The 19,851-nt window shown below is 53.3% G+C and carries 14 protein-coding genes; 10 read left to right on the plus strand and 4 right to left on the minus strand.

What is annotated here, in order from left to right:
* Position 1: 1 nt before the first annotated feature.
* The 4 genes from H8L32_RS00095 to H8L32_RS00110 are packed head-to-tail and all read left to right on the plus strand — an operon-like array spanning position 2 to position 8,125.
* Positions 2 to 3,142, plus strand: coding sequence for an MdtB/MuxB family multidrug efflux RND transporter permease subunit (locus tag H8L32_RS00095; protein WP_186945140.1), 3,141 nt, complete (start codon positions 2 to 4; stop codon positions 3,140 to 3,142).
* The gene (locus H8L32_RS00100) at positions 3,139 to 6,249 is read left to right on the plus strand and encodes a multidrug efflux RND transporter permease subunit (RefSeq protein WP_186945141.1); all 3,111 of its coding nucleotides are present in this window, start codon (positions 3,139 to 3,141) and stop codon (positions 6,247 to 6,249) included. The genes H8L32_RS00095 and H8L32_RS00100 overlap by 4 nt, the downstream gene beginning before the upstream one ends.
* A 10-nt stretch (positions 6,250 to 6,259) precedes the next feature.
* The gene (locus H8L32_RS00105) at positions 6,260 to 7,708 is read left to right on the plus strand and encodes an efflux transporter outer membrane subunit (protein WP_186945142.1); all 1,449 of its coding nucleotides are present in this window, start codon (positions 6,260 to 6,262) and stop codon (positions 7,706 to 7,708) included.
* 48 nt (positions 7,709 to 7,756) lie between these two features.
* The gene (locus H8L32_RS00110; RefSeq protein ID WP_186945143.1) at positions 7,757 to 8,125 is read left to right on the plus strand and encodes a hypothetical protein; all 369 of its coding nucleotides are present in this window, start codon (positions 7,757 to 7,759) and stop codon (positions 8,123 to 8,125) included.
* Positions 8,126 to 8,171: 46 nt separating this feature from the next.
* On the opposite strand, the gene H8L32_RS00115 is transcribed toward H8L32_RS00110, so the two are convergent.
* Both H8L32_RS00115 and H8L32_RS00120 read right to left on the minus strand, forming a co-directional pair.
* Positions 8,172 to 8,381 carry an MbtH family NRPS accessory protein gene (locus H8L32_RS00115; RefSeq protein ID WP_186945144.1) on the minus strand — a complete coding sequence of 70 codons (210 nt, stop codon included), beginning with the start codon at positions 8,379 to 8,381 and terminating at the stop codon, positions 8,172 to 8,174.
* A 135-nt stretch (positions 8,382 to 8,516) separates the two neighbouring features.
* Entirely contained in the window at positions 8,517 to 8,915 is a 399-nt protein-coding gene (locus H8L32_RS00120) for a hypothetical protein (protein WP_186945145.1), read from the minus strand.
* Between the two features lie 281 nt (positions 8,916 to 9,196).
* Here H8L32_RS00120 and H8L32_RS00125 point away from each other — a divergent pair, with 281 nt between their 5' ends.
* From H8L32_RS00125 to H8L32_RS00135, 3 genes are all read left to right on the plus strand, one after another.
* Positions 9,197 to 9,496, plus strand: coding sequence for a FeoA family protein (locus H8L32_RS00125; protein WP_186945146.1), 300 nt, complete (start codon positions 9,197 to 9,199; stop codon positions 9,494 to 9,496).
* Entirely contained in the window at positions 9,496 to 11,379 is a 1,884-nt protein-coding gene (feoB, locus tag H8L32_RS00130; protein WP_329605142.1) for a ferrous iron transporter B, read from the plus strand. The genes H8L32_RS00125 and feoB overlap by 1 nt, the downstream gene beginning before the upstream one ends.
* Before the next feature lie 412 nt (positions 11,380 to 11,791).
* A complete protein-coding gene (locus H8L32_RS00135) occupies positions 11,792 to 12,346 on the plus strand; it encodes a hypothetical protein (RefSeq protein ID WP_186945147.1) in 555 nt (184 codons plus the stop codon).
* 126 nt (positions 12,347 to 12,472) lie between these two features.
* Here H8L32_RS00135 and H8L32_RS00140 read toward each other — a convergent pair whose 3' ends face one another.
* Positions 12,473 to 14,074, minus strand: coding sequence for an ABC-F family ATPase (locus H8L32_RS00140; RefSeq protein ID WP_186945148.1), 1,602 nt, complete (start codon positions 14,072 to 14,074; stop codon positions 12,473 to 12,475).
* Between the two features lie 215 nt (positions 14,075 to 14,289).
* Entirely contained in the window at positions 14,290 to 14,460 is a 171-nt protein-coding gene (locus H8L32_RS00145; RefSeq protein WP_186945149.1) for a hypothetical protein, read from the minus strand.
* Positions 14,461 to 14,573: 113 nt separating this feature from the next.
* On the opposite strand from H8L32_RS00145, the gene H8L32_RS00150 reads away from it, so the two are divergent.
* From H8L32_RS00150 to H8L32_RS00160, 3 genes are read left to right on the plus strand one after another with little or no spacing between them, the layout of a single operon-like run.
* A complete protein-coding gene (locus H8L32_RS00150; protein WP_186945150.1) occupies positions 14,574 to 17,444 on the plus strand; it encodes a TonB-dependent receptor in 2,871 nt (956 codons plus the stop codon).
* Positions 17,445 to 17,446: 2 nt separating this feature from the next.
* On the plus strand, positions 17,447 to 18,889 hold the full coding sequence (locus H8L32_RS00155; RefSeq protein ID WP_186945151.1) for a YfcC family protein: 1,443 nt from the start codon (positions 17,447 to 17,449) through the stop codon (positions 18,887 to 18,889).
* 5 nt (positions 18,890 to 18,894) lie between these two features.
* Positions 18,895 to 19,809 (plus strand): LysR substrate-binding domain-containing protein, encoded by a 915-nt coding sequence (locus H8L32_RS00160; RefSeq protein WP_186945152.1) that lies wholly within the window; start codon positions 18,895 to 18,897, stop codon positions 19,807 to 19,809.
* Positions 19,810 to 19,851: the final 42 nt, after the last annotated feature.

Genomic DNA, 19,851 nt, shown 5'->3' on the forward strand with positions numbered 1-19,851 from the left:
CATGAATCCATCAAGAATTTTTATTGAACGCCCGGTTGCCACATCCCTGCTGATGCTGGCGATCATGCTGGCAGGTATCCTGGCATATCGACTGCTGCCACTGTCAGCACTGCCCGAAGTCGATTATCCGACCATACAGGTGACGACGCTGTATCCGGGCGCCAGCCCGGATGTGATGTCAACCACCGTCACGGCCCCCTTGGAAAGACAGTTCGGCCAGATGCCTGGTCTGAATCAGATGACATCCACCAGTTCCGGCGGCGCATCTGTCATTACCCTGCGGTTTTCCCTGGGTTTGTCACTGGATGTGGCAGAACAGGAAGTGCAGGCAGCAATCAATAGCGGCAGCAATTTGCTGCCCAGTGATTTGCCCATGCCCCCCATCTACAGCAAGGTCAACCCTGCCGATGCACCAGTACTGACCATCGCGATTACCTCGCCTTCCTTGCCGGTCATCAAACTGCATGATTTAACGGAAAACCGCCTGGCCCCCAAACTGTCGCAGGTGGACGGTGTTGGCCTGGTCAGCATTGCCGGTGGACGACGCCCTGCCGTGCGGATTCAGGCCAATCCACAAATACTGGCATCGCTGGGTCTGTCACTGGATGACATACGTTCGGCGATCGTATCAGCCAACGTCAACCAGGCCAAAGGCAGTTTTGACGGCGCCCAGCGCGCCTCGACCATTGACGCCAATGACCAGTTGAAATCAGCCGCTGAATACCAGAACCTGGTGATTGCATGGAGAAACGGCAATCCGCTGCGTCTGAAAGACATCGCGCAGATCGTGGACGATGCAGAAAACCTGCGGCTGGCAGCATGGGCAGACAGCATGCCTGGCGTGATTTTGAATGTACAGCGCCAGCCGGGAGCAAACGTGATCCAGACCGTGGATCGCGTCAAGGCCCTGCTGCCGAAATTGAAAGCCTCGCTGCCTGCGTCGGTCGATGTACAGGTCATCGCTGACCGTACTACCACCATACGTGCATCTGTTGATGATACCGAATTCGAACTGCTGCTCTCCATCGCCCTGGTGGTGATGGTGATCTTCCTGTTCCTGCGCAGTGCCAGCGCCACCATCATCCCCAGTGTCGCCGTACCGCTGTCGCTGATGGGTACCTTTGGTGTCATTTACCTCGCCGGTTTTTCCATCAACAACCTGACGCTGATGGCATTGACCATTTCCACGGGCTTTGTCGTCGATGATGCCATTGTCATGATAGAAAACATCGCCCGTTTTGTTGAGGAAGGTGATACGCCAATGGCGGCCGCCTTGAAAGGCAGCAAGCAGATTGGCTTTACCATTATTTCGTTGACGGTATCGCTGATTGCGGTACTGATTCCACTGCTGTTCATGGGTGACGTGGTTGGCCGTCTGTTCCACGAATTTGCCATCACGCTGGCAGTGGCCATCCTGATCTCTGCGTTTGTGTCGCTGACACTGACACCGATGATGAGTGCCCGTTTGTTACGTCCGGAACACGAAGTCAAACATTCACGCCTTGGTGAATGGAGTGCACGCAGTTTCGACGCACTGGTCAACCGTTATGGCAGCGCCCTGAACTGGGTACTGGACCGGCCTGCCACTACCTTACTGGTATTCGCCTTCACCGTGGTACTGACAGCAATGTTATATGTCTGGGTACCAAAAGGTTTCTTCCCCGTACAAGATACAGGCTTGATACAGGTAATTACCGAAGCAACACAAACCACCTCATTTGAAGCCATGTCCACCCGCCAGCAGGCAGTGGCCGAAGCCATCCTGAAAGACCCTGATGTTGATCATCTGGCTTCTTTCATCGGCGTCGACGGTGCCAACCCTACACTCAACACCGGGCGCATGCAAATCACCCTGAAGCCTTTCGCGCAAAGGGTGGCTTCAGCAACCGAGATCATACGCAGGCTGGATGAAAGCACGTCCCATATTCCAGGTATCACAGCGTTTATGCAGCCGGTGCAGGATCTCACCATCGAAGACCGTATTTCAAAAACGCAATACCAGTTCTTGCTGAGCTCTCCCAGTTCTGCTGACCTGACATCGTCTACCAACCGCTTGCTGGCACGTTTGAAAAAGCTGCCACAACTGGCGGATGTAGCCAGCGATTTGCAGGATGAAGGGCAGCAAGCCTATGTGCAGATAGACCGCGAAGCGGCGGGCAGACTGGGTGTCACCGTCGCCAACATTGACACTGCACTTTACAATGCATTTGGCCAGCGTCTTATCTCTACCATCTATACCCAGTCCAGCCAGTATCGGGTGGTACTGGAAGCTGCAAAAGATGTCAAAACAGGGCTGGTTGCCATTGAAGGACTGTACGTGCCAGGCACATCGGTATCGGCCACCGGTGGTTCCAGCACAATACAGGTACCGCTGACATCGGTTGCCCAGGTGCTCAGCAAATCTGCGGCGCTGGCGATCAATCACGTGGCACAATTTCCTTCTGTTACCATCTCGTTCAACCTGGCAGGCGGTGCCTCTTTGGGCAGTGCCGTAGATGCCATCAAGGCTGAAGAAGAAAAACTGGATTTGCCACCCAGCGTGGAAACCAGTTTCCAGGGTGCTGCCGAAGCCTTCCGCGCCTCACTCAGCAGCAGCCTGCTGTTGATTCTGGCGGCAGTGGTCACCATGTATATCGTACTGGGCGTGCTGTATGAAAGTTATATTCACCCCATCACCATACTCTCCACCCTGCCCTCTGCCGGCCTGGGTGCCTTGCTGGCGCTGCTGATAGCAGGACAAGACCTGGGTGTGGTTGGCATCATCGGGATCGTGCTGCTGATCGGTATTGTCAAAAAGAATGCCATCATGATGATCGATTTCGCGCTGGATGCAGAACGTGAACAAGGTATGGAGCCGCGTGCGGCCATCCATCAGGCTTGTCTGCTGCGCTTCCGCCCGATTTTGATGACCACCATGGCAGCTCTGCTGGGCGCATTGCCGCTGATGCTGGGTACCGGTGCCGGCCATGAATTGCGTCATCCTCTGGGTATTACCATGGTTGGCGGCCTGATCGTCAGCCAGTTACTAACCTTGTTTACCACACCAGTGATCTATCTGGGCTTTACCCGTCAGGCGCAAAAACTTGCCGAATGGCGCAACAGGCGTGAAGCCGCCAGACTGGCAAAAGAAAGCCGTCTATGAATATCTCTGCACCATTCATAGCAAGACCGGTAGCCACCACCCTGATCACACTGGGCGTGGCACTGGCTGGTGTCATCGGCTTTCAGCTGCTGCCTATCGCCCCCTTGCCACAGGTTGATTTTCCGACGATTTCGGTGAATGCCTCGCTGCCAGGTGCCAGCCCGGACACCATGGCGGCAACTGTAGCAACGCCGCTGGAGCGTGCGCTTGGCAGCATTGCCGGCGTAAGTGAAATCACGTCGCGTTCTTCACTGGGCTCGACCAACATCACCCTGCAATTCGACCTGAATCGCAATATTAATGGTGCAGCCCGCGATGTCCAGGCTGCCATCAATGCGGCGCGCAGTCTGTTGCCCAGCGGCCTGCCCAGCAATCCCACTTACCGTAAAGTGAACCCGGCCGACGCACCGGTGATGATCTTGTCACTCACTTCAGAAACCCTGACGCGTGGCCAGATGTACGACGCTGCATCTACCGTTCTGGCCCAACGCCTGGCCCAGGTAGAAGGGATAGGCCAGGTGTCGGTAGGTGGTGGTGCCTTGCCTGCCGTTCGTGTGGAACTGGACCCGGACAAGTTGTCACAGAAAGGCATATCGCTGGAAAACGTGCGGCTGGCACTGACAGCCACCAATGCCAACCGCCCCAAAGGGGCAGTGGAAGAAGATGGCCGTAGCTGGCAAATCAGTGCCAATGACCAGGCCCGCACGGCGGCTGAATATGCACCTGTCGTTCTGAGTTATCGTAATGGCGCAGCAGTGCGCCTGCGTGATGTGGCCGACGTAGTGGATTCTGTACAGGATGTACGAAATTACGGTGTCGCCAACGGCAAACCAGCCATAGTTTTGTTTTTGCTGAAGGAACCTGGTGCCAATATCATAGAAACCGTGGAGCGTGTGCGCGCCTTGTTGCCACGTTTGCAGGCATCGATTCCGCAAGCTATCGACCTCAATGTCGTCAGTGACCGTACACCAACCATACGGGCATCGTTGCGTGAAGTTGAACGCTCAATGTCCATTGCCGTAGGTCTGGTGATCTTGGTCGTACTGCTGTTTTTGCGTAACTGGCGCGCCACGCTGTTGCCCGCAGTTGCCGTACCGGTATCACTGGCTGGCACTCTGGGTGTCATGTATTTGTGCGGCTATAGCCTGGACAATCTGTCCGCCATGGCCTTGACCGTCGCAACCGGCTTTGTCGTCGATGATGCCATCGTCGTTTCGGAAAATATCAGTCGCTATATAGAACAAGGCCTGAGTCCACGCGAAGCAGCGCTGAAAGGGGCACGCGAAATCGGTTTTACCGTCGTCTCCATCAGTATTAGCCTGGTAGCCGTGTTCATCCCCCTGCTCCTGATGGGCGGCGTGGTTGGACGACTGTTTCGCGAATTTTCGGTGGTGCTGTCTATCGCCATCCTGATCTCCATGCTGGTGTCGCTGACCACGACCCCGATGATGGCGGCAGTCCTGCTGAAACAACATGTCGTCAAACGACCTGGAAAATTTGGCCGCGTAATGGCAAAACTCAATCGCCTGATGATGCGTGGTTATCGCCATTCGCTGATGTGGACCTTGCGTCACCAGCCTGTTGCCCTGCTCGCATTGCTGGGTGTGATTGCCCTTAACGTTTACCTGTACGCGGCAATTCCCAAGTCTTTCTTTCCGCAACAGGATACCGGTGTGATTGTTGGTGGCGTACAGGCAGATCAGGGCAGTTCGTTTCAAATGATGCAGCAGCGACTCAACACCTTTGTCGCTATCGTCCGTGCCGACCCGGCAGTAGAAAATGTCAGCGGTAATACAGGTGGCGGGCAAAGCAATTCAGCCAATTTTTATATCACGCTCAAGCCGATTCTTGAACGCCAGGTCTCGGCAGATGTGGTCATTGCGCGCCTGCGTGCCAGGCTGTCACACGAACCGGGGGCCAACCTGTTCCTGGTGCCTGCCCAAGACATACGCATAGGTGGCCGTCAATCCAATGCACAGTACCAATACACCTTGCAGGCTGACGACCTGGCCGACTTGCGCACCTGGGAACCGCGCATACGCAATGCACTCTCGCAATTGCCTGAACTGGCTGACGTCAACAGTGACCAGCAGGACAAGGGCATGCAGACTTCACTTGTGATTGACCGTGACGCGGCAGCGCGTCTGGGGGTAACAATGAGCGCCATTGATACCACTCTCAATGATGCATTCGGACAGCGTCAGGTTGGCGTCATCTACAATCCGCTCAATCAATACCGGGTGGTGATGGAACTGGCCAGCCCCTATCTTCAGGGACCTGCCACGTTTCAACGCCTGTACGTGACCAGCAGTGGCGGCAAACAGATACCGCTTTCCACTATCGCCAGGTTCGAAACTACCAATACCCCGCTGTCGATCAACCACCAAAGTGGCACGCCTGCATCCACAGTCAGTTTCAACCTGCCTTTGAATGTGTCCTTGTCCGAAGCCACGCAAGCCATCAATAATGCGATGGCGGAACTGGGCGTGCCAGTATCGGTGCGGGGCAGTTTTCAGGGTACGGCAAACGCCTTTCAGCAATCCCTTTCATCACAACCCATACTGATTGCTGCCGCCATCATTACGGTGTATCTGGTGCTGGGCATACTGTACGAAAGTCTGATCCATCCGGTGACCATATTGTCCACCCTGCCCTCTGCCGGTGTAGGTGCCTTGCTGGCCTTGATCTTGTTCAATACTGATTTTTCCATCATTGCCCTGATAGGAGTGATTTTGTTGATCGGTATCGTGAAAAAGAACGCCATCATGATGATCGATTTCGCCATTACCCGTCAGCGTTCCTACAGCGCAACTGCCGGAGCAGCGATATTTCGAGCCGCCTGCTTGCGTCTGCGCCCTATCCTGATGACGACATTCGCTGCCATTTTTGGTGCCGTCCCGCTAGCCCTCGGCAGTGGCGATGGTGCCGAATTAAGGCAACCCCTGGGCATTGCCATCGTTGGCGGTCTGATACTCAGCCAATTGCTGACTCTATATACCACGCCTGTCGTCTTTGTCATGATGGACAGACTGCGCAAGAAACGTTTGCCCCGCCCGGAAAAATCCCCGGGCGTCGCTGGTGAACCTGCAATGACTATTACTCAATAGGTAGCATTTCATGAAATTTGATCTTCACCATACCCGTCATAACCGTGACACTCGCCACAGCTTGAATGTGCCGCTATTGACGTCCCTGCTTGTTCCAATGCTGCTGGCAAGCTGCGCCGTCACCAAGGTGGATCCGCCTGCACCAGTGGTCGCCACCGCCCAATTCAAGGAAAGTGGCGCATGGACACAGGGAAGCGCAGCAGCGACGCAGGTGCCCGACAACTGGTGGACCCTGTTCAAAGACCCGGTACTGGATGACCTGGAACGTCGTCTGGTCATCGACAATCAAAATCTCAAAGTATCTGCCGCCCAGGTCGCCAATGCGCGTGCCGCACTGGAAGCCAGCCGCAGTGCCATGTACCCCAGTCTGTCTGCCGGTTTGAGCGCCAGCCGCGATGCCAGCCCGACGGCCACTACATCTGCCAACGCCAGCAATCCCAGCAATAGCATGTCCCTGACAGCCAATGCCAGTTGGGAAGTCGATCTGTGGGGACGCCTGTCACAAGCCAGTGCCGGTGCACAATCCACCCTGCAAGCCAGCATGGCCGATTTGGCATCCGCCCGGCTTTCAGCCCAGGCCACCCTGGCACAGAGCTATTTTTCCATGCGCACGCTGGATGCACAGTTGTCACTCAGTGATCGCAGCATTCAGGCCTATGAACGCTCCCTGGTGCTGACACAGGCACGCTATGAAAGTGGCGTAGTTGGCCGCACCGATATCCTGCAGGCGCACACCCAACTCAAAAGTGCCCAGGCCCAGCGCGCTGACCTGACCGCCCAACGTGCCGTGCTGGCGCATGCCATCGCCGTACTGGTAGGCACGCAGCCTGCTGAATTATCGATAACGCATGACGCCAGCTTGCCGCTTGCACCCGTAGTGCCCGCCATGCTGCCATCAAACCTGCTGGAACGCAGGCCAGACATAGCGGCGGCACAGCGACGCGTGGCCACCGCCTATGCGCAGATCGGCGTGGCGGATGCAGCTTACTTCCCTTCGCTGTCCCTGTCCGCCAGTGCCGGATACCGTGGCACATCCCTGGGGCAATTAATCAGCGCCCCCCATTTTTTGTGGTCACTGGGCAGCAGCCTGACCCAATCCATCTTTGATAACGGTCAGAGAAAACTGGCCAGCGCCCAAGCACGTGCCAGCGCCGAACAACTGACCGCCAGCTACCGGCAAGTAGTGTTAACAGCTTTGCAGGAAGTCGAAGACAATCTGATCCTGAATGCCCAATTGCAGCAGGAAGCGCAATTGCAATCAGAAGCATTACAGGCAGCCCAGCGCAACCTGGAAATCACACTCGACCAGTATCGCGCTGGCACTGTCAGTTATCTCAATGTCGTGGTTGCTCAGGCATCTGCATTCAGTAGCGAAAGTAGCTTGCTCAGTGTACGCAACCGTCAACTGGCAGCCATCAGTCAGCTATTAAAAAATGTCGCGGGCCGATGGGATGCCTGAAATGCCTGTTTATAATGCTTGCTTAAAGAACGTATCTGGAAAACGTCTATGGGAAATACCGTATTTTCGGAGATCAAATTCTGGCTGATGATGCTGATCTCTTTCGTACTGCCATTTGGTTTGTACAGTGTACTGATGATGAAGCGGGCCATTTCGCGACAGACCACGCTGCTGTTGGGTTTCGCCCTGGTGGCTATCGCGGGCCTGGATGTCTACATCCTGAAAATTCTCGCGGCAGCCGCCAAATTGACACCGTCACTGGCCGACGATGCGGTATTCGTTTCCGAGGTATCGCTTGCCTTGTATATTCTGCCCGTCATGTTTGGTGGCTTAGGCGTCAATATCATTTCACATGTGCTTGTGAAACATCTGGACGAAGCAAATGAACGCTTCAGGAAGGAACATCCGGATGAGTAAGATCCAGACAAGTAAGACTTGGCTTATTTGTCCTTGAGCAATGAATCTACTCTCTACCAGCTTTCATCGCATCCAGCAAAGCGCGCGGGTGCGCATCGATCCATACTTCCGAAATATAATGCAGACTGTCTTCCCTGGAGCCGCTGAACCCGGATTGGTGCCAGCCTAAAGGTAATTCCTTACCTGATGGCCATATCGAATAGTGACCATGGACATTGGTTACGACATCGTACTGATCATCGGTCTGGTCGGTCATCATGTGTCCTGTTTACATTGAGTTTTCGAAAAAGTGATCATACTGACAGCACAATTTTACATCAGTCGTAATTAGTCGTATTTGAAAATTGGTCCATATTGTTCCATATGCATCAATTTGTTTTTAAACACCACTTTACCTGGCTGTGCCTGCGACAGGCAATACATACCCCTGACATCTGTCTGCCCACCAGGCCAGGAACTCCTTATCTTCAACCTTGCCATTTTCAGTACTTTCATACCTGGTCATCCCGCGCCTGTCAGGGTTCACGGTGATGATGAAGCGTTGCACCAGATTCTGCGCCAGGCCCGGCTGATTGACGGTAGCACGGCCGCAGACGTAATACCAGCCATCGCCTTTTTCAAACATTTTTTCCGAACCATTCTCAATGACTATCTTTGCATCTGCTGCGTGGCGGCTAAAAATTTCATGTGCGACATCCATTTTTTCATTTGAAGAACTGGAACAGGCTGCGAGCAGGCAAACCGCAAATGCCAGATAAATACCTTTACTGCTGAATATTCTTGTTTTCATTGTGTATCCGGATAAGACCCAACCAGGTCATGGCATTTTTTTGTGGAAAGCAGATGATATACAAATCACAAAAATATGGACAATTAAATGCTTGACCAGCATGTAAGCTGTCTATAAAGCACGTGTCATAAGCAGGTCACATGCAATTTAGCCCGATTCCCCCTTGCGTGGTATCAAATCACCTCTGTAACAAGCGCCATGACGATTGAAAGAAAAGCCGTATTGATATATATTCTCATTATCATTTAGGTTTGGCATTTAATCTTAACGGGAAGCTCATCATGCATGATTTGTCATTTGAACAAACGGGCGCAATCACTTTGAATCAGATGAAAGTCGGTGATTCAGGAATAGTGCTTGATGTGCAAGATCAGGATCATGCAAAAAGCGATGCCGCTTTCAATATTACCCGCCGTTTGAAAGAACTGGGCTTTGTGAAAGGCGAACCTGTCAAGGTTTTGCATAAAGGTTATTTTGGTGGTGAACCGTTGGCTGTCAGAATTGGTCAATCCACTTTCGCGCTAAGAAACTTTGAAGCGGCATTAATTGGCGTTACTCACTCAGGAAAAGTAGGAAAATAGTGAAAGAATTGTTTTCTCCGCGTATCGCTCTTGTCGGCAATCCCAACTGCGGAAAAACTGCACTGTTCAACAGATTGACTGGTGCGCGGCAAAAAGTAGCCAACTATGCTGGCGTCACCATAGAACGCAAGGAAGGCAGATTCCGCTCATCTGCCGGACGTGACTGGCAGGTACTGGATCTGCCGGGCACCTACAGCCTGCATGCAGCAACGCCAGACGAAGAGATCACCCAGCAGGTAGTCACCGGCAACCACAGCGACGAAGCCATGCCAGATGCCGTGGTATGCGTGGTGGATGCCACCAACTTGCGACGTGGCCTGCGCGTGGTGCTGGAACTGATTGCCCTTGGCCAGCCCATGGTTCTGGCAGTCAATATGATGGACATCGCGAAAAAACGCCATATCCATATCGATATCGATGCCCTCAGTAAAGCGCTGAATATACCCGTCGTCGAAACAATTGCGGTTGATCCTCAAGGTGTTGATGCCCTGCTAGGCCAACTTGAAACACTGGCACAGCAATTGGTGCCAGCAGCCAATGTCGCTCCGCATGCCTTGACAAATCAAAGTCCCGAAGCACTGCAGGAAAGAGTCAATGCAGTACTGCAACTGAGCGTATCACAGGCGTCTGATGCTGCCAATGACATCAGTCTCAGCTATCGCCTGGATAGCTGGGTATTGCATCCTGTCGCTGGACCAGTGATTTTTGCGACCCTGATGTTCCTGGTATTCCAGGCAGTGTTTGCCTGGGCGCAAATGCCCATGGACATGATCAAGGAAGCCATCGATGCCACCGGCGCAGCCGTGGAAGCTGCCTTGCAGCCCGGCATATTGCAGGGTTTGCTGGTCAAGGGTGTGATAGGTGGTGCCGGCAGTGTGCTGGTATTTTTACCGCAGATTGTGATCCTGTTCTTTTTTATCCTGGTGATGGAAGATTCAGGTTATCTGCCACGTGCGGCGTTCTTGCTGGACAAGATCATGGGCAAGGTCGGTTTGTCTGGGCGGGCCTTTATTCCCCTGTTGTCCAGCTTTGCCTGTGCCATTCCCGGCATCATGGCGACCAGGACCATACAAAATCCGCGTGACCGTCTGGTGACGATCATGATTGCCCCGCTGATGACCTGCTCTGCCCGCCTGCCTGTATATGCACTGATCATCGCTGCCTTCATACCCGACAAGACCGTCTGGGGCATACTCAATCTGCAGGGTCTGGTACTGTTTTTCCTGTACCTGGCAGGCATAGTCTCGGCCATGCTGGTGGCTTTTTTCTTCAAGCAAAAATGGGGAAGCCGCATCCATCAACAGGCACTGATGCTGGAATTGCCCGATTACAGATGGCCGAATGTGCGCAATCTGGTGCTGGGTCTGTGGGAAAGAATCAAAATCTTTACTACACGCGTCGGTACCATCATCTTGTCATTGATGATATTGCTGTGGTTCCTCAGCAGCTTTCCTGGCGCACCGGCGAATGCAGATCAGCCAGCGATTTATTACAGTATTGCCGGCCAGTTGGGACGCTTGCTGGAATTCGTGTTTGCCCCCATAGGCTTTAACTGGCAAATCTGTATCGCCCTGGTACCCGGCCTGGCAGCACGTGAAGTTGCCGTTGCTGCGCTCGGTACCGTGTATGCACTGTCGCAGACCGGTGAAGAATTAAGTCGCTCGCTGGAACCGCTGATTGTTCAGTCATGGAGCCTGCCAACTGCTTTGTCTTTGCTGGCATGGTATGTATTCGCACCGCAATGCGTGGCAACACTGAGCGTGGTGAAGCGCGAAACCAATACCTGGCGCTACCCCGTCATGATGGCAGCTTACCTGTTTGGTCTGGCCTACCTGGCGTCCTTCCTGACCTTTCATATTTCCACTTACCTGTTGGGGAGATGAGAAATGCAAAACCTGATTGCAAGCCTGTTATTGCTACTTGCCAGCGCATATCTGGTGTTGAAATATATGCCCAGGGCGACAAAAAACAGGATGAAGGCGTATTTCCAAAGCACTCATCCCTCCCTTGCACCCGTGCTGGACGGTCTGTCAAAACAGACCGATGGTTGCGGGTCCGGTTGCAGCAGCTGCTCGTCAAACAAAACTGCATCAGGCAGCACACCAAACAGCGGCTGTTCTACGCCCAAGTCTACTGAGCAGACTATCAAACTGATCAAAAATTTGCCTGTCCAGAAATAGCACCTGTTTCACCCCCTGCTTGCCGTTGGCAGTCAGCCAGAATTGATGTATCCTAAAAACATAAAATACATACAATTTTTGGGACTTTTGAGACAAACAGGGGTTTTAGCTGGATATGACAGTAATCATCTACGACAAGACCGAAAAAGGGCGTGAAGAAATTGCGACCCGTAAACACCAACTGGCATCGCGCCTGCGGACCTTGCTGGTGATGGTGGACGGCAAGCATTCGACTGACGCCATCATGAAGAAGGTATCAGGTCTTGGCCTGACCGAACAAAACATGCAAGAATTGCTGGAGCAGGATTTCATTATTGAAATCGCGGTGCAAACGGCACCTGCAGCAGTCGAGGCGCCGCCAGCAGCCGCCACGCCGGCCATATCGACAACATCCACAACATCGGTACCTGTGCCAGCATCCAGCTTGCCTGCAATGACAGATGCAGAACGTTTTCAGGCGCTGTATAACTTCTTCAATGAAACCATTAAGAGCGCCATAGGCTTGCGCGGTTATGGCCTGCAATTGAAAGTGGAGCGGGCATCAAGCATCGATGATTTCCGTGAGCTCAGACAAGCCTATGTAGAAGCCGTACAAAAAGCCAAAGGCCCAGAAATGGCACGCAGCCTGCGTGATCGTCTGGATCAGTTATTAAACGATGGCAATACTTGATACCAGATCAGCCTGAACAATCACTGCTGAGTAAGAACTGGGATGATAAGCCATCATTCATGCAGATAAACAAAAAGCCAGGTCACCCTGGCTTTTTGTTTTGCTAGCTGCGGCAATTGGCAGTATTTATTCAATACCCTGACTGCTCAGGTATTCTTCATACGTACCCTGGAAGTCGATGATTTTGTTTTCCTTGATTTCCAATACGCGCGTCGCCAAAGATGAAACAAATTCGCGATCATGCGAAACAAAAATCAGGGTACCCGCATATTTTTCCAGCGCAATGTTCAACGACTCGATGGATTCCATATCCATGTGATTGGTCGGTTCATCCATCAACAACACATTATGGCGGCCCAGCATCAGCTTGCCATACATCATGCGGCCCTTTTCACCACCTGACAGTACCTTGACTGATTTTTTGACGTCATCACCACCAAACAGCAAGCGACCGAGGATGGAACGCACAGCCTGGTCATCATCGCCTTCCTGCGTCCACTGACCTATCCAGTCAGTCAGGTTTTTATCAGATGCAAATTCTTCGGTAGGATCTTGCGGCATATAGCCGACATTGGCATTTTCTGCCCATTTGACCGTACCATAATCGGCATGCAAACCTGCGATGTCATCACCGCCTATGCAACGCAACAGCGTGGTCTTGCCAATACCATTGGCACCGATAATCGCGATTCTTTCGCCCGCTTCCACCATCAAGTCCACATTCTTGAACAGGGGCTTGTCGTAGGCCTTGCTCAGGGATTGCACTTCTACAGCCAGGCGATGCAATTTTTTCTCGCCATCGAAACGCACGAAAGGATTTTGACGGCTGGATGGTTTGAAATCTTCAATCTTGATTTTGTCGATCTGCTTGGCACGTGAAGTTGCCTGACGTGCCTTGGATTTATTGGCAGAGAAACGACGGACAAAGTCTTGCAGTTCAGCGACTTTTTCCTTGGCCTTGGCATTGTTCGCCATTTGCTGTGCGCGTGCCTGCGACGATGCCAGCATGTAGTCATCATAATTACCCGGGTACACTTTCAGGGTACCGTAATCCATATCTGCCATGTGCGTACATACCTGATTCAGGAAGTGGCGATCATGGGAAATGATGATCATGGTGGAATTACGTTCGTTCAGAATATCTTCCAGCCAGCGAATGGTATTGATGTCCAGGTTATTGGTTGGCTCATCAAGCAACAGGATGTCAGGGTTGGAAAACAGTGCCTGGGCCAGCAAGACACGTAACTTCCAGCCTGGCGCAACTGCGCTCATGACGCCCTGATGCTGATCAGTTGGTATACCCACGCCCAGCAACAGTTCACCGGCGCGTGCTTCAGCCGTGTAGCCATCATATTCGGCAAACTTGGCTTCTAGGTCAGCTGCCTTCATGTAGTCGTCGTCAGTCGCTTCGGGGTTGGCGTAAATCGCATCCCGTTCCGCCATCGCTGCCCACATTTCTGTGTGACCCATCATGACCACTTCCAGGACGCGCATGTCTTCAAAAGCAAACTGATCCTGGCGCAATTTACCCAGACGCTCATTCTGGTCCAGCATGACGGTACCAGAAGACTGCTCCAGATCGCCCCCCAGAATTTTCATGAAGGTGGATTTGCCACAGCCGTTGGCACCGATGAGGCCATAACGGTTACCTTCGCCAAATTTGACTGAGATATTTTCAAACAGTGGCTTGGGGCCAAACTGCATGGTGATATTTGCGGTAGAAAGCACAGAAAACCTTTTGCAATAAAGATGAGGATTAACCTCACATTATAGCATTGCGGTTTTACCTACCCACTGGCAAGCCCATGATTTATAGAGAAATTCTTTATAAATGCCGGTTTTTCCCTTTTTAAAGGCGGCAAATGGAGGCATTGACAAAATAAGTTCAAAAATTCTGAAAATTCTGAAAATGATGTGCAGCAGTTTTTTGCTTCATCCCGGCTTTATTGCCCAATAACAGCTTTGGCAGCATCAAAGACTGTTGTTTTTAAGCAGTTCGTCTTTTTTGCGCGACAAAGACCTGCATTATTTGTTTGTGGCAATGTGCCCCTGAAGTACTTTTTTTCACTCTGAAACACCATCAAAACCTCGTTATCTTCATACCATTTTTGCATACGACCATCCAAAATTATCATAATATTGCATGAAACATTGAGCCCCCTCTACTATCGTCTCAGGTAATAGCAAACGCAAAATTGCCGCGGAACCAATAACCCCAGGGATGATTATGAAAATGAAAAACAGGAAGGCGATAGCGGCGCGCAGTGCGGTCGCGCTCAGTTTGGCTGTAACACATTTTGCACATGGACAAGAGGCGCCAGCAGCCCCTGCCAGTGCAGCACCGGCAAAAGACGATGCATCTGCCCCGGTGCAACAGGTGGTGATGACAGGATCTCGCATCGCGCGCAGGGATACGGAAACCAGCGGCCCCATGCTGACCCTGACCAAGGATGACCTCAAATTCGCGGCCCCCACCTCACTCGGCGACATCATGCAGTCGCTGCCGAATACTGGTGTCAGCCTGAACTCCAACGGTACGCAAGGCACATCTTATGGCGTCAGTTCCATCAACCTGCGCTATCTCGGCAGCGCCGAAGGCAGTGGCAACCGCACCCTGGTACTGGTTGACGGTCACCGCTGGGTGAATGCAGCGGGTGGCCGTGGTTTCCGCGATTTTCCCGACTTGAATACCATCCCGCTTGGCATTATCGACAGTGTGGAAGTACTGAAAGACGGTGCCTCGGCCATTTATGGTGCTGACGCTATCGCAGGTGTGGTGAATATCCATACCAAACGCAAGCTCGAAGGTTTCGAAGCCAATATGCGCCTTGGTACTTCTTCCCGCAATGATGATGAAAATTACAATGGCTTCCTGAACTGGGGCAAACGCTTTGACAAGGGGTCGGTATTCCTGTCCGGTAGCATGAATGATTCACGCCCGATTTTGTCGGCAGACCGCGACCTGACCAAAGTTGCCTTATCACCACTGACAGCCCCAGGTACCAGCCCGCAAGGTTTGTATGTATTGCCCGGACTGTCCAATAATGCCTACTTCGGCACACCGGCTGGCTTTGCATCGAATGCAGCCAATGCCGTCACACGCAATATGGGCGTCACCAGCATAGGCGCAAGTTACACGGCAGACAACAGCTTCCATACGGCTGCACTGCCCGGCGACTATTACAATCAGCAGACCCAGGGTCTGTATGCCACTGGCCCAAGCAAGACTGCCGGCCTGTTCGGCCGCCTGACTTATGAAATCACGCCTGACCTGACGGCACACGTCGAAGCCACTTATACGACACGTCAGTCGTCGCAACTGTTTTCGCCTTATCTGCTGGATATTCGCGGTAGCAACGGTTATTCGATTTCCAGGGATCAGGCATATAACCCCTTTGGTACTGCCAACGGCGTTCCGGCTGCGAATGCACTCGGCTTTTCTGGTTCTACCTTCCGCATCCAGCGTGTACCGGTCGAGGTTGGCAACCGCGAAGTGTTGCAAGATGTCAAGATGAGCCGCCTGCTGCTTGGTCTGGAAGGCACCGTCTCGCTATGGGGCGACTGGAATTGGGATGCGACACTGTCTTATTCGAAAAACAAAGCCAGTTTTGATCAAAAAAATGGCATCAATTTCGATAATCTCTACCGCGCCATGACTTCGCCGGCCACCTGCTCTGCTGCGTCGGGTTGCGTGCCTATTGACCTGTTCGGCACCATCACACCGGCCATGGCCGATTACATCCGTTCGTATTCGCATGATATCAACGGCACCAGCCAGACCGATTTCAGTCTGAACGCCACACGCAGCCTGATGCAACTGCAAGGCGGTGCGCTGGGTATCGCCACCGGCTATGAATATCGTCGTGAAACAGCGTATGACAGTCCTGATCCCTTTGCCTCGCAGGCATCTACCGTGTTGCCACTGGTGTCCGGTGCAGCACAGTCAACAACTTCGGCGGCGGCTCGTAACCCGACTGCAGGTTCTTACTACCTGAACGAAGCCTATGCTGAACTGAGCGCCCCGCTGCTGGCCAATCTGCCATGGGTACAAAAACTGGAGCTTGATGCAGCGGTACGTTACTCGCGTTACTCCACCGTGGGTGGCAAGGCGACGACCAAACTCGGCATACTGTATCGCCCCTTCAATTCACTGCTATTGCGCGGCACGTATTCACAGGGATTCCGTGCACCATCCATTCTTGAGCTGTACCAGGGTGTGAAACAAACCAACTTCCCGGCGGTTGACCCATGTAACGGCGGCGGTGCCGGCTTGCCAGGTTGCGCCGGTATTCCCACCAGCTACAACCAGTCCCTGTATAACAGCGGCATTCCACATGGCGTCACTTCCGGCAATGCTGACCTGAAACCTGAAAGTGCAGATACCTATTCTGTCGGTTTCACGTATGCACCGGAACAGCTAAAAGGCTTTAGCATGACCGTTGATCAATTCAAGATCAAGATCAAGGACGCCATTGCTTCGCAGACTGCTACCCAGATCCTGAACGCCTGCGCCCAAACCGGTACTTTCTGTAATCTGGTGCAACGTGCCAATACTGGTGAGATAGTGCAACTGACGCAGGCACTGGTCAACCTGTCGCGCATTGAAGTACAAGGTGTGGACGTAACACTGCGCTACCTGTTCCCGGTTGCTGGTGCCAAGATTGATGCAGCGCTTGATCTGGCTTATCTGCAACATTACAAATCCTATGTACCCCAACCGGATGGCTCCATCGCGGTGGATGAACGTGCAGGCAAGTCCGATCAGCCACGTTCGACCTTCCCGCACCTGAAAGCCCAGGCGTCGCTGCGCTATATCGGCTCCAGCATCACCGCTGGCTGGAAGGCGCGTTATATCGGTGCTACCGCAGATGTACCGAACAATGCAGTCAATGGCGGCAATGTAGCAGGCACCCTGTATCACGACTTGCAACTGTCGTATAACTTCAGCGACGGCAAGACCAGCATAGGCATGGGTATCGACAATGTCTTTGACAAGCAACCACCTGCATCGGCTGCCAACAATCCTATCAATTTTGATATGTACACCTACGACGTACGCGGCCGCTACTTTTATACACGTGTGAACACCAGGTTCTGAAAATGACTATGTCCAACATGATAGACAAGCCAGACAAGGCAGATTCCGACCAGCCCGCGACAGATAACATCGTCAAACGGCGCTGGGCGCTGGAACCAGTCATGATGATGTTCATCGCGCTGGCCATCGGTGTGCTGCTGACATGGGTCTTGCCATCCGGCGAGTACCAGCGCAGCGGTGCTAGCGAGGTGTCGCCCGTGGTGCCGGGAAGTTATCACACCATACCCAAGACCATCAGCGCTACGGCACTGATACAGCAACCGCAAAGCAAGACCGAGGCCGCACCGTTGTCACCGATGGCAATTTTTACGTCGGTGCCAGCGGGGCTGGTGAAGTCAGCCAACCTGATCTTCATGATCCTGCTGCTGGGTGGTTTGCTGGGAGTGTTTCGTGCTACGGGTGCCTTTGATGCCGGGATTGAGCGGCTTCTGGGCCTGACCGGCGGGCGGGTCGTGATATTGACACCGGTGGTGATGGTGATTTTATCGGCTGGCAGCACCTTCCTGGGTATGATCACGGAGTATCTGATCTTTATCCCGGTAGTGATTGCGATTGCCGAACGCCTGGGCATGAGCCGCTTGTATGGCTTTACCCTGCTGACCCTGGCAGCCAAGGTCGGCTACCTGGCATCGGTGTCGAATCCACTGGCCCTGCTGATTGCCCAGCCCATCGTCGGGGTACCGGTATTCAGCGGTGCACTGGTGCGCCTGACGCTGTGGGCGATCTTCCTGACACTGGCGATCCTGTTTGTACTGCGCATGGAATCGCGCCCGGTCAAGGCTGCCGTGTTTGAAAGCAAGCCCTTGTCAAAGCCACACTTCCTCGTGATCGCTATCGTCTGCATTGCACTGGCAGTACTGGTATATGGGTCAACGGCACTGGGCTGGCGCGACTCGCAATTTGCCACGCTGTATATGGTGACCGCGTTGTGCGTCGGGCTTGCTTATGGCATGGGAGCGCGGGTCGGTGCCCACGCGTTTGTCGAAGGCATGAATTCGATGACGCTGGCGGCGCTGTTGCTGGGCATGGCGCGGGGTGTGGAAATCGTGCTGCGTGAAGGCCGCATCCTCGACACTATCATCGCCTATGCATCGGCCCAGGTTGAACATCTGTCGCCAATACTGGTTGCACCTATCATCATGGGGCTGGAAATGGTATTGACGCTGTTGATTCCGTCTACATCGGCCAAGGCTGCGCTCAGTATTCCCATTCTTGGGCCCATCGGTGAAAGCGTTGGCGTCAGCGGGCAAACCACGGTGCTGGCTTTCATACTCGGCAATGGTCTGGTGAATATGTTTTCTCCGACTTCGGGCATGTTGCTGGCGTTTCTGGCGGCTGGCGGTATTCCTTATGGCCGCTGGTTCCGCCTGATCTTGCCGCTGTTCGGGGTATTCACTGTAATCGCCGCGGTCGCCACCATGCTGGCCGTGGTACTGCACTACTGATCGCCATGAACGAAGACCTGCTCAATCTGAAAGCCCTGCGGGCGTTTTACGAGATCGTCCGCACTGGTTCTGTGACTGCCGCTGCCACGCGCATAGGCATGTCGCAACCAGCCGTCAGCCGTCAACTGGCGCAGTTGGAAGCGCTGATCGGTTTCGAGCTGTTCCATCGTGATCATGGTCGGCTGGTGCCGACACAGGACGGTTTGCTGCTGTACGAAGAAGTGTCGTTGTCACTGAATGGCTTCCAGCGTATCCAGAGCCTGGTCAGCGACATTTCTGGTTTCCGTATCGGTCACCTGAAACTGGTGGCACCGCCCAGTTTTTGTGAAGGCATTTTGCCTGATATCGTTGCTGCATTCAGTGCCCGTTTTCCTCGCGTGCGTATTTCGGTTGATTCACATAGTCGTGAAGTGGCGAAATCCATGATCGCTACACGCACGGTCGATGGCGGTTTCCTGATCGTGCCGGTCAATCGTGACGACTTGCGTGAAGACCCGGTGTGCAACAATGAGACGGTATGTGTCTTGCAAGCAGATAACCCGCTGGCCAGTCACCGCACATTGACGCCAAAAATGTTACGCGGCGAACCGCTGATCCTGCTGGGTTACGGACAAAATTCACGTGCCACCATTGATTCCTCATTTTCACGGGCGGGTGTACAGCCCGATGCCCGTATTGAGACACATACGGTCAGTTCAGCCTGTGCCTTTGCTGCCCGTGGGCTGGGTGTGGCGCTGGTCAATCGCCTGTTGGCCGAGTTCTACATGCGTCCAGGTCTGGTCATGCGTCGCTTCGAACCAATACTGAGCAATGAATATGCGTTCGTCACCTCATCGCTGTCGACGCCCAGCCGTCTGGCCACAGAATTTCTGAAAGAGACCAAGCACTATTTTGCCAACAAGAATTTGCCGGAACTGTGATGTCCGGCCATTTTCCGAAATTTTTGTGGCTTTGCTTTACTC

Source organism: Undibacterium hunanense, from assembly GCF_014284335.1.
In the GTDB taxonomy this organism is placed as follows: Bacteria; Pseudomonadota; Gammaproteobacteria; order Burkholderiales; family Burkholderiaceae_D; genus Undibacterium; species Undibacterium hunanense.

What these genes read in the sequence shown, in the direction of transcription:
- H8L32_RS00125 (WP_186945146.1), top strand. Translation starts at nt 9,197, where the DNA reads ATGCATGATTTGTCATTTGAACAAACGGGCGCAATCACTTTGAATCAG.
- H8L32_RS00100 (WP_186945141.1), top strand. Translation starts at nt 3,139, where the DNA reads ATGAATATCTCTGCACCATTCATAGCAAGACCGGTAGCCACCACCCTG.
- H8L32_RS00105 (WP_186945142.1), top strand. Translation starts at nt 6,260, where the DNA reads ATGAAATTTGATCTTCACCATACCCGTCATAACCGTGACACTCGCCAC.
- H8L32_RS00160 (WP_186945152.1), top strand. Translation starts at nt 18,895, where the DNA reads ATGAACGAAGACCTGCTCAATCTGAAAGCCCTGCGGGCGTTTTACGAG.
- H8L32_RS00145 (WP_186945149.1), bottom strand. Translation starts at nt 14,460, where the DNA reads ATGCAAAAATGGTATGAAGATAACGAGGTTTTGATGGTGTTTCAGAGT.
- H8L32_RS00110 (WP_186945143.1), top strand. Translation starts at nt 7,757, where the DNA reads ATGGGAAATACCGTATTTTCGGAGATCAAATTCTGGCTGATGATGCTG.
- H8L32_RS00120 (WP_186945145.1), bottom strand. Translation starts at nt 8,915, where the DNA reads ATGAAAACAAGAATATTCAGCAGTAAAGGTATTTATCTGGCATTTGCG.
- H8L32_RS00155 (WP_186945151.1), top strand. Translation starts at nt 17,447, where the DNA reads ATGACTATGTCCAACATGATAGACAAGCCAGACAAGGCAGATTCCGAC.
- H8L32_RS00135 (WP_186945147.1), top strand. Translation starts at nt 11,792, where the DNA reads ATGACAGTAATCATCTACGACAAGACCGAAAAAGGGCGTGAAGAAATT.
- H8L32_RS00150 (WP_186945150.1), top strand. Translation starts at nt 14,574, where the DNA reads ATGAAAATGAAAAACAGGAAGGCGATAGCGGCGCGCAGTGCGGTCGCG.
- H8L32_RS00095 (WP_186945140.1), top strand. Translation starts at nt 2, where the DNA reads ATGAATCCATCAAGAATTTTTATTGAACGCCCGGTTGCCACATCCCTG.
- H8L32_RS00115 (WP_186945144.1), bottom strand. Translation starts at nt 8,381, where the DNA reads ATGACCGACCAGACCGATGATCAGTACGATGTCGTAACCAATGTCCAT.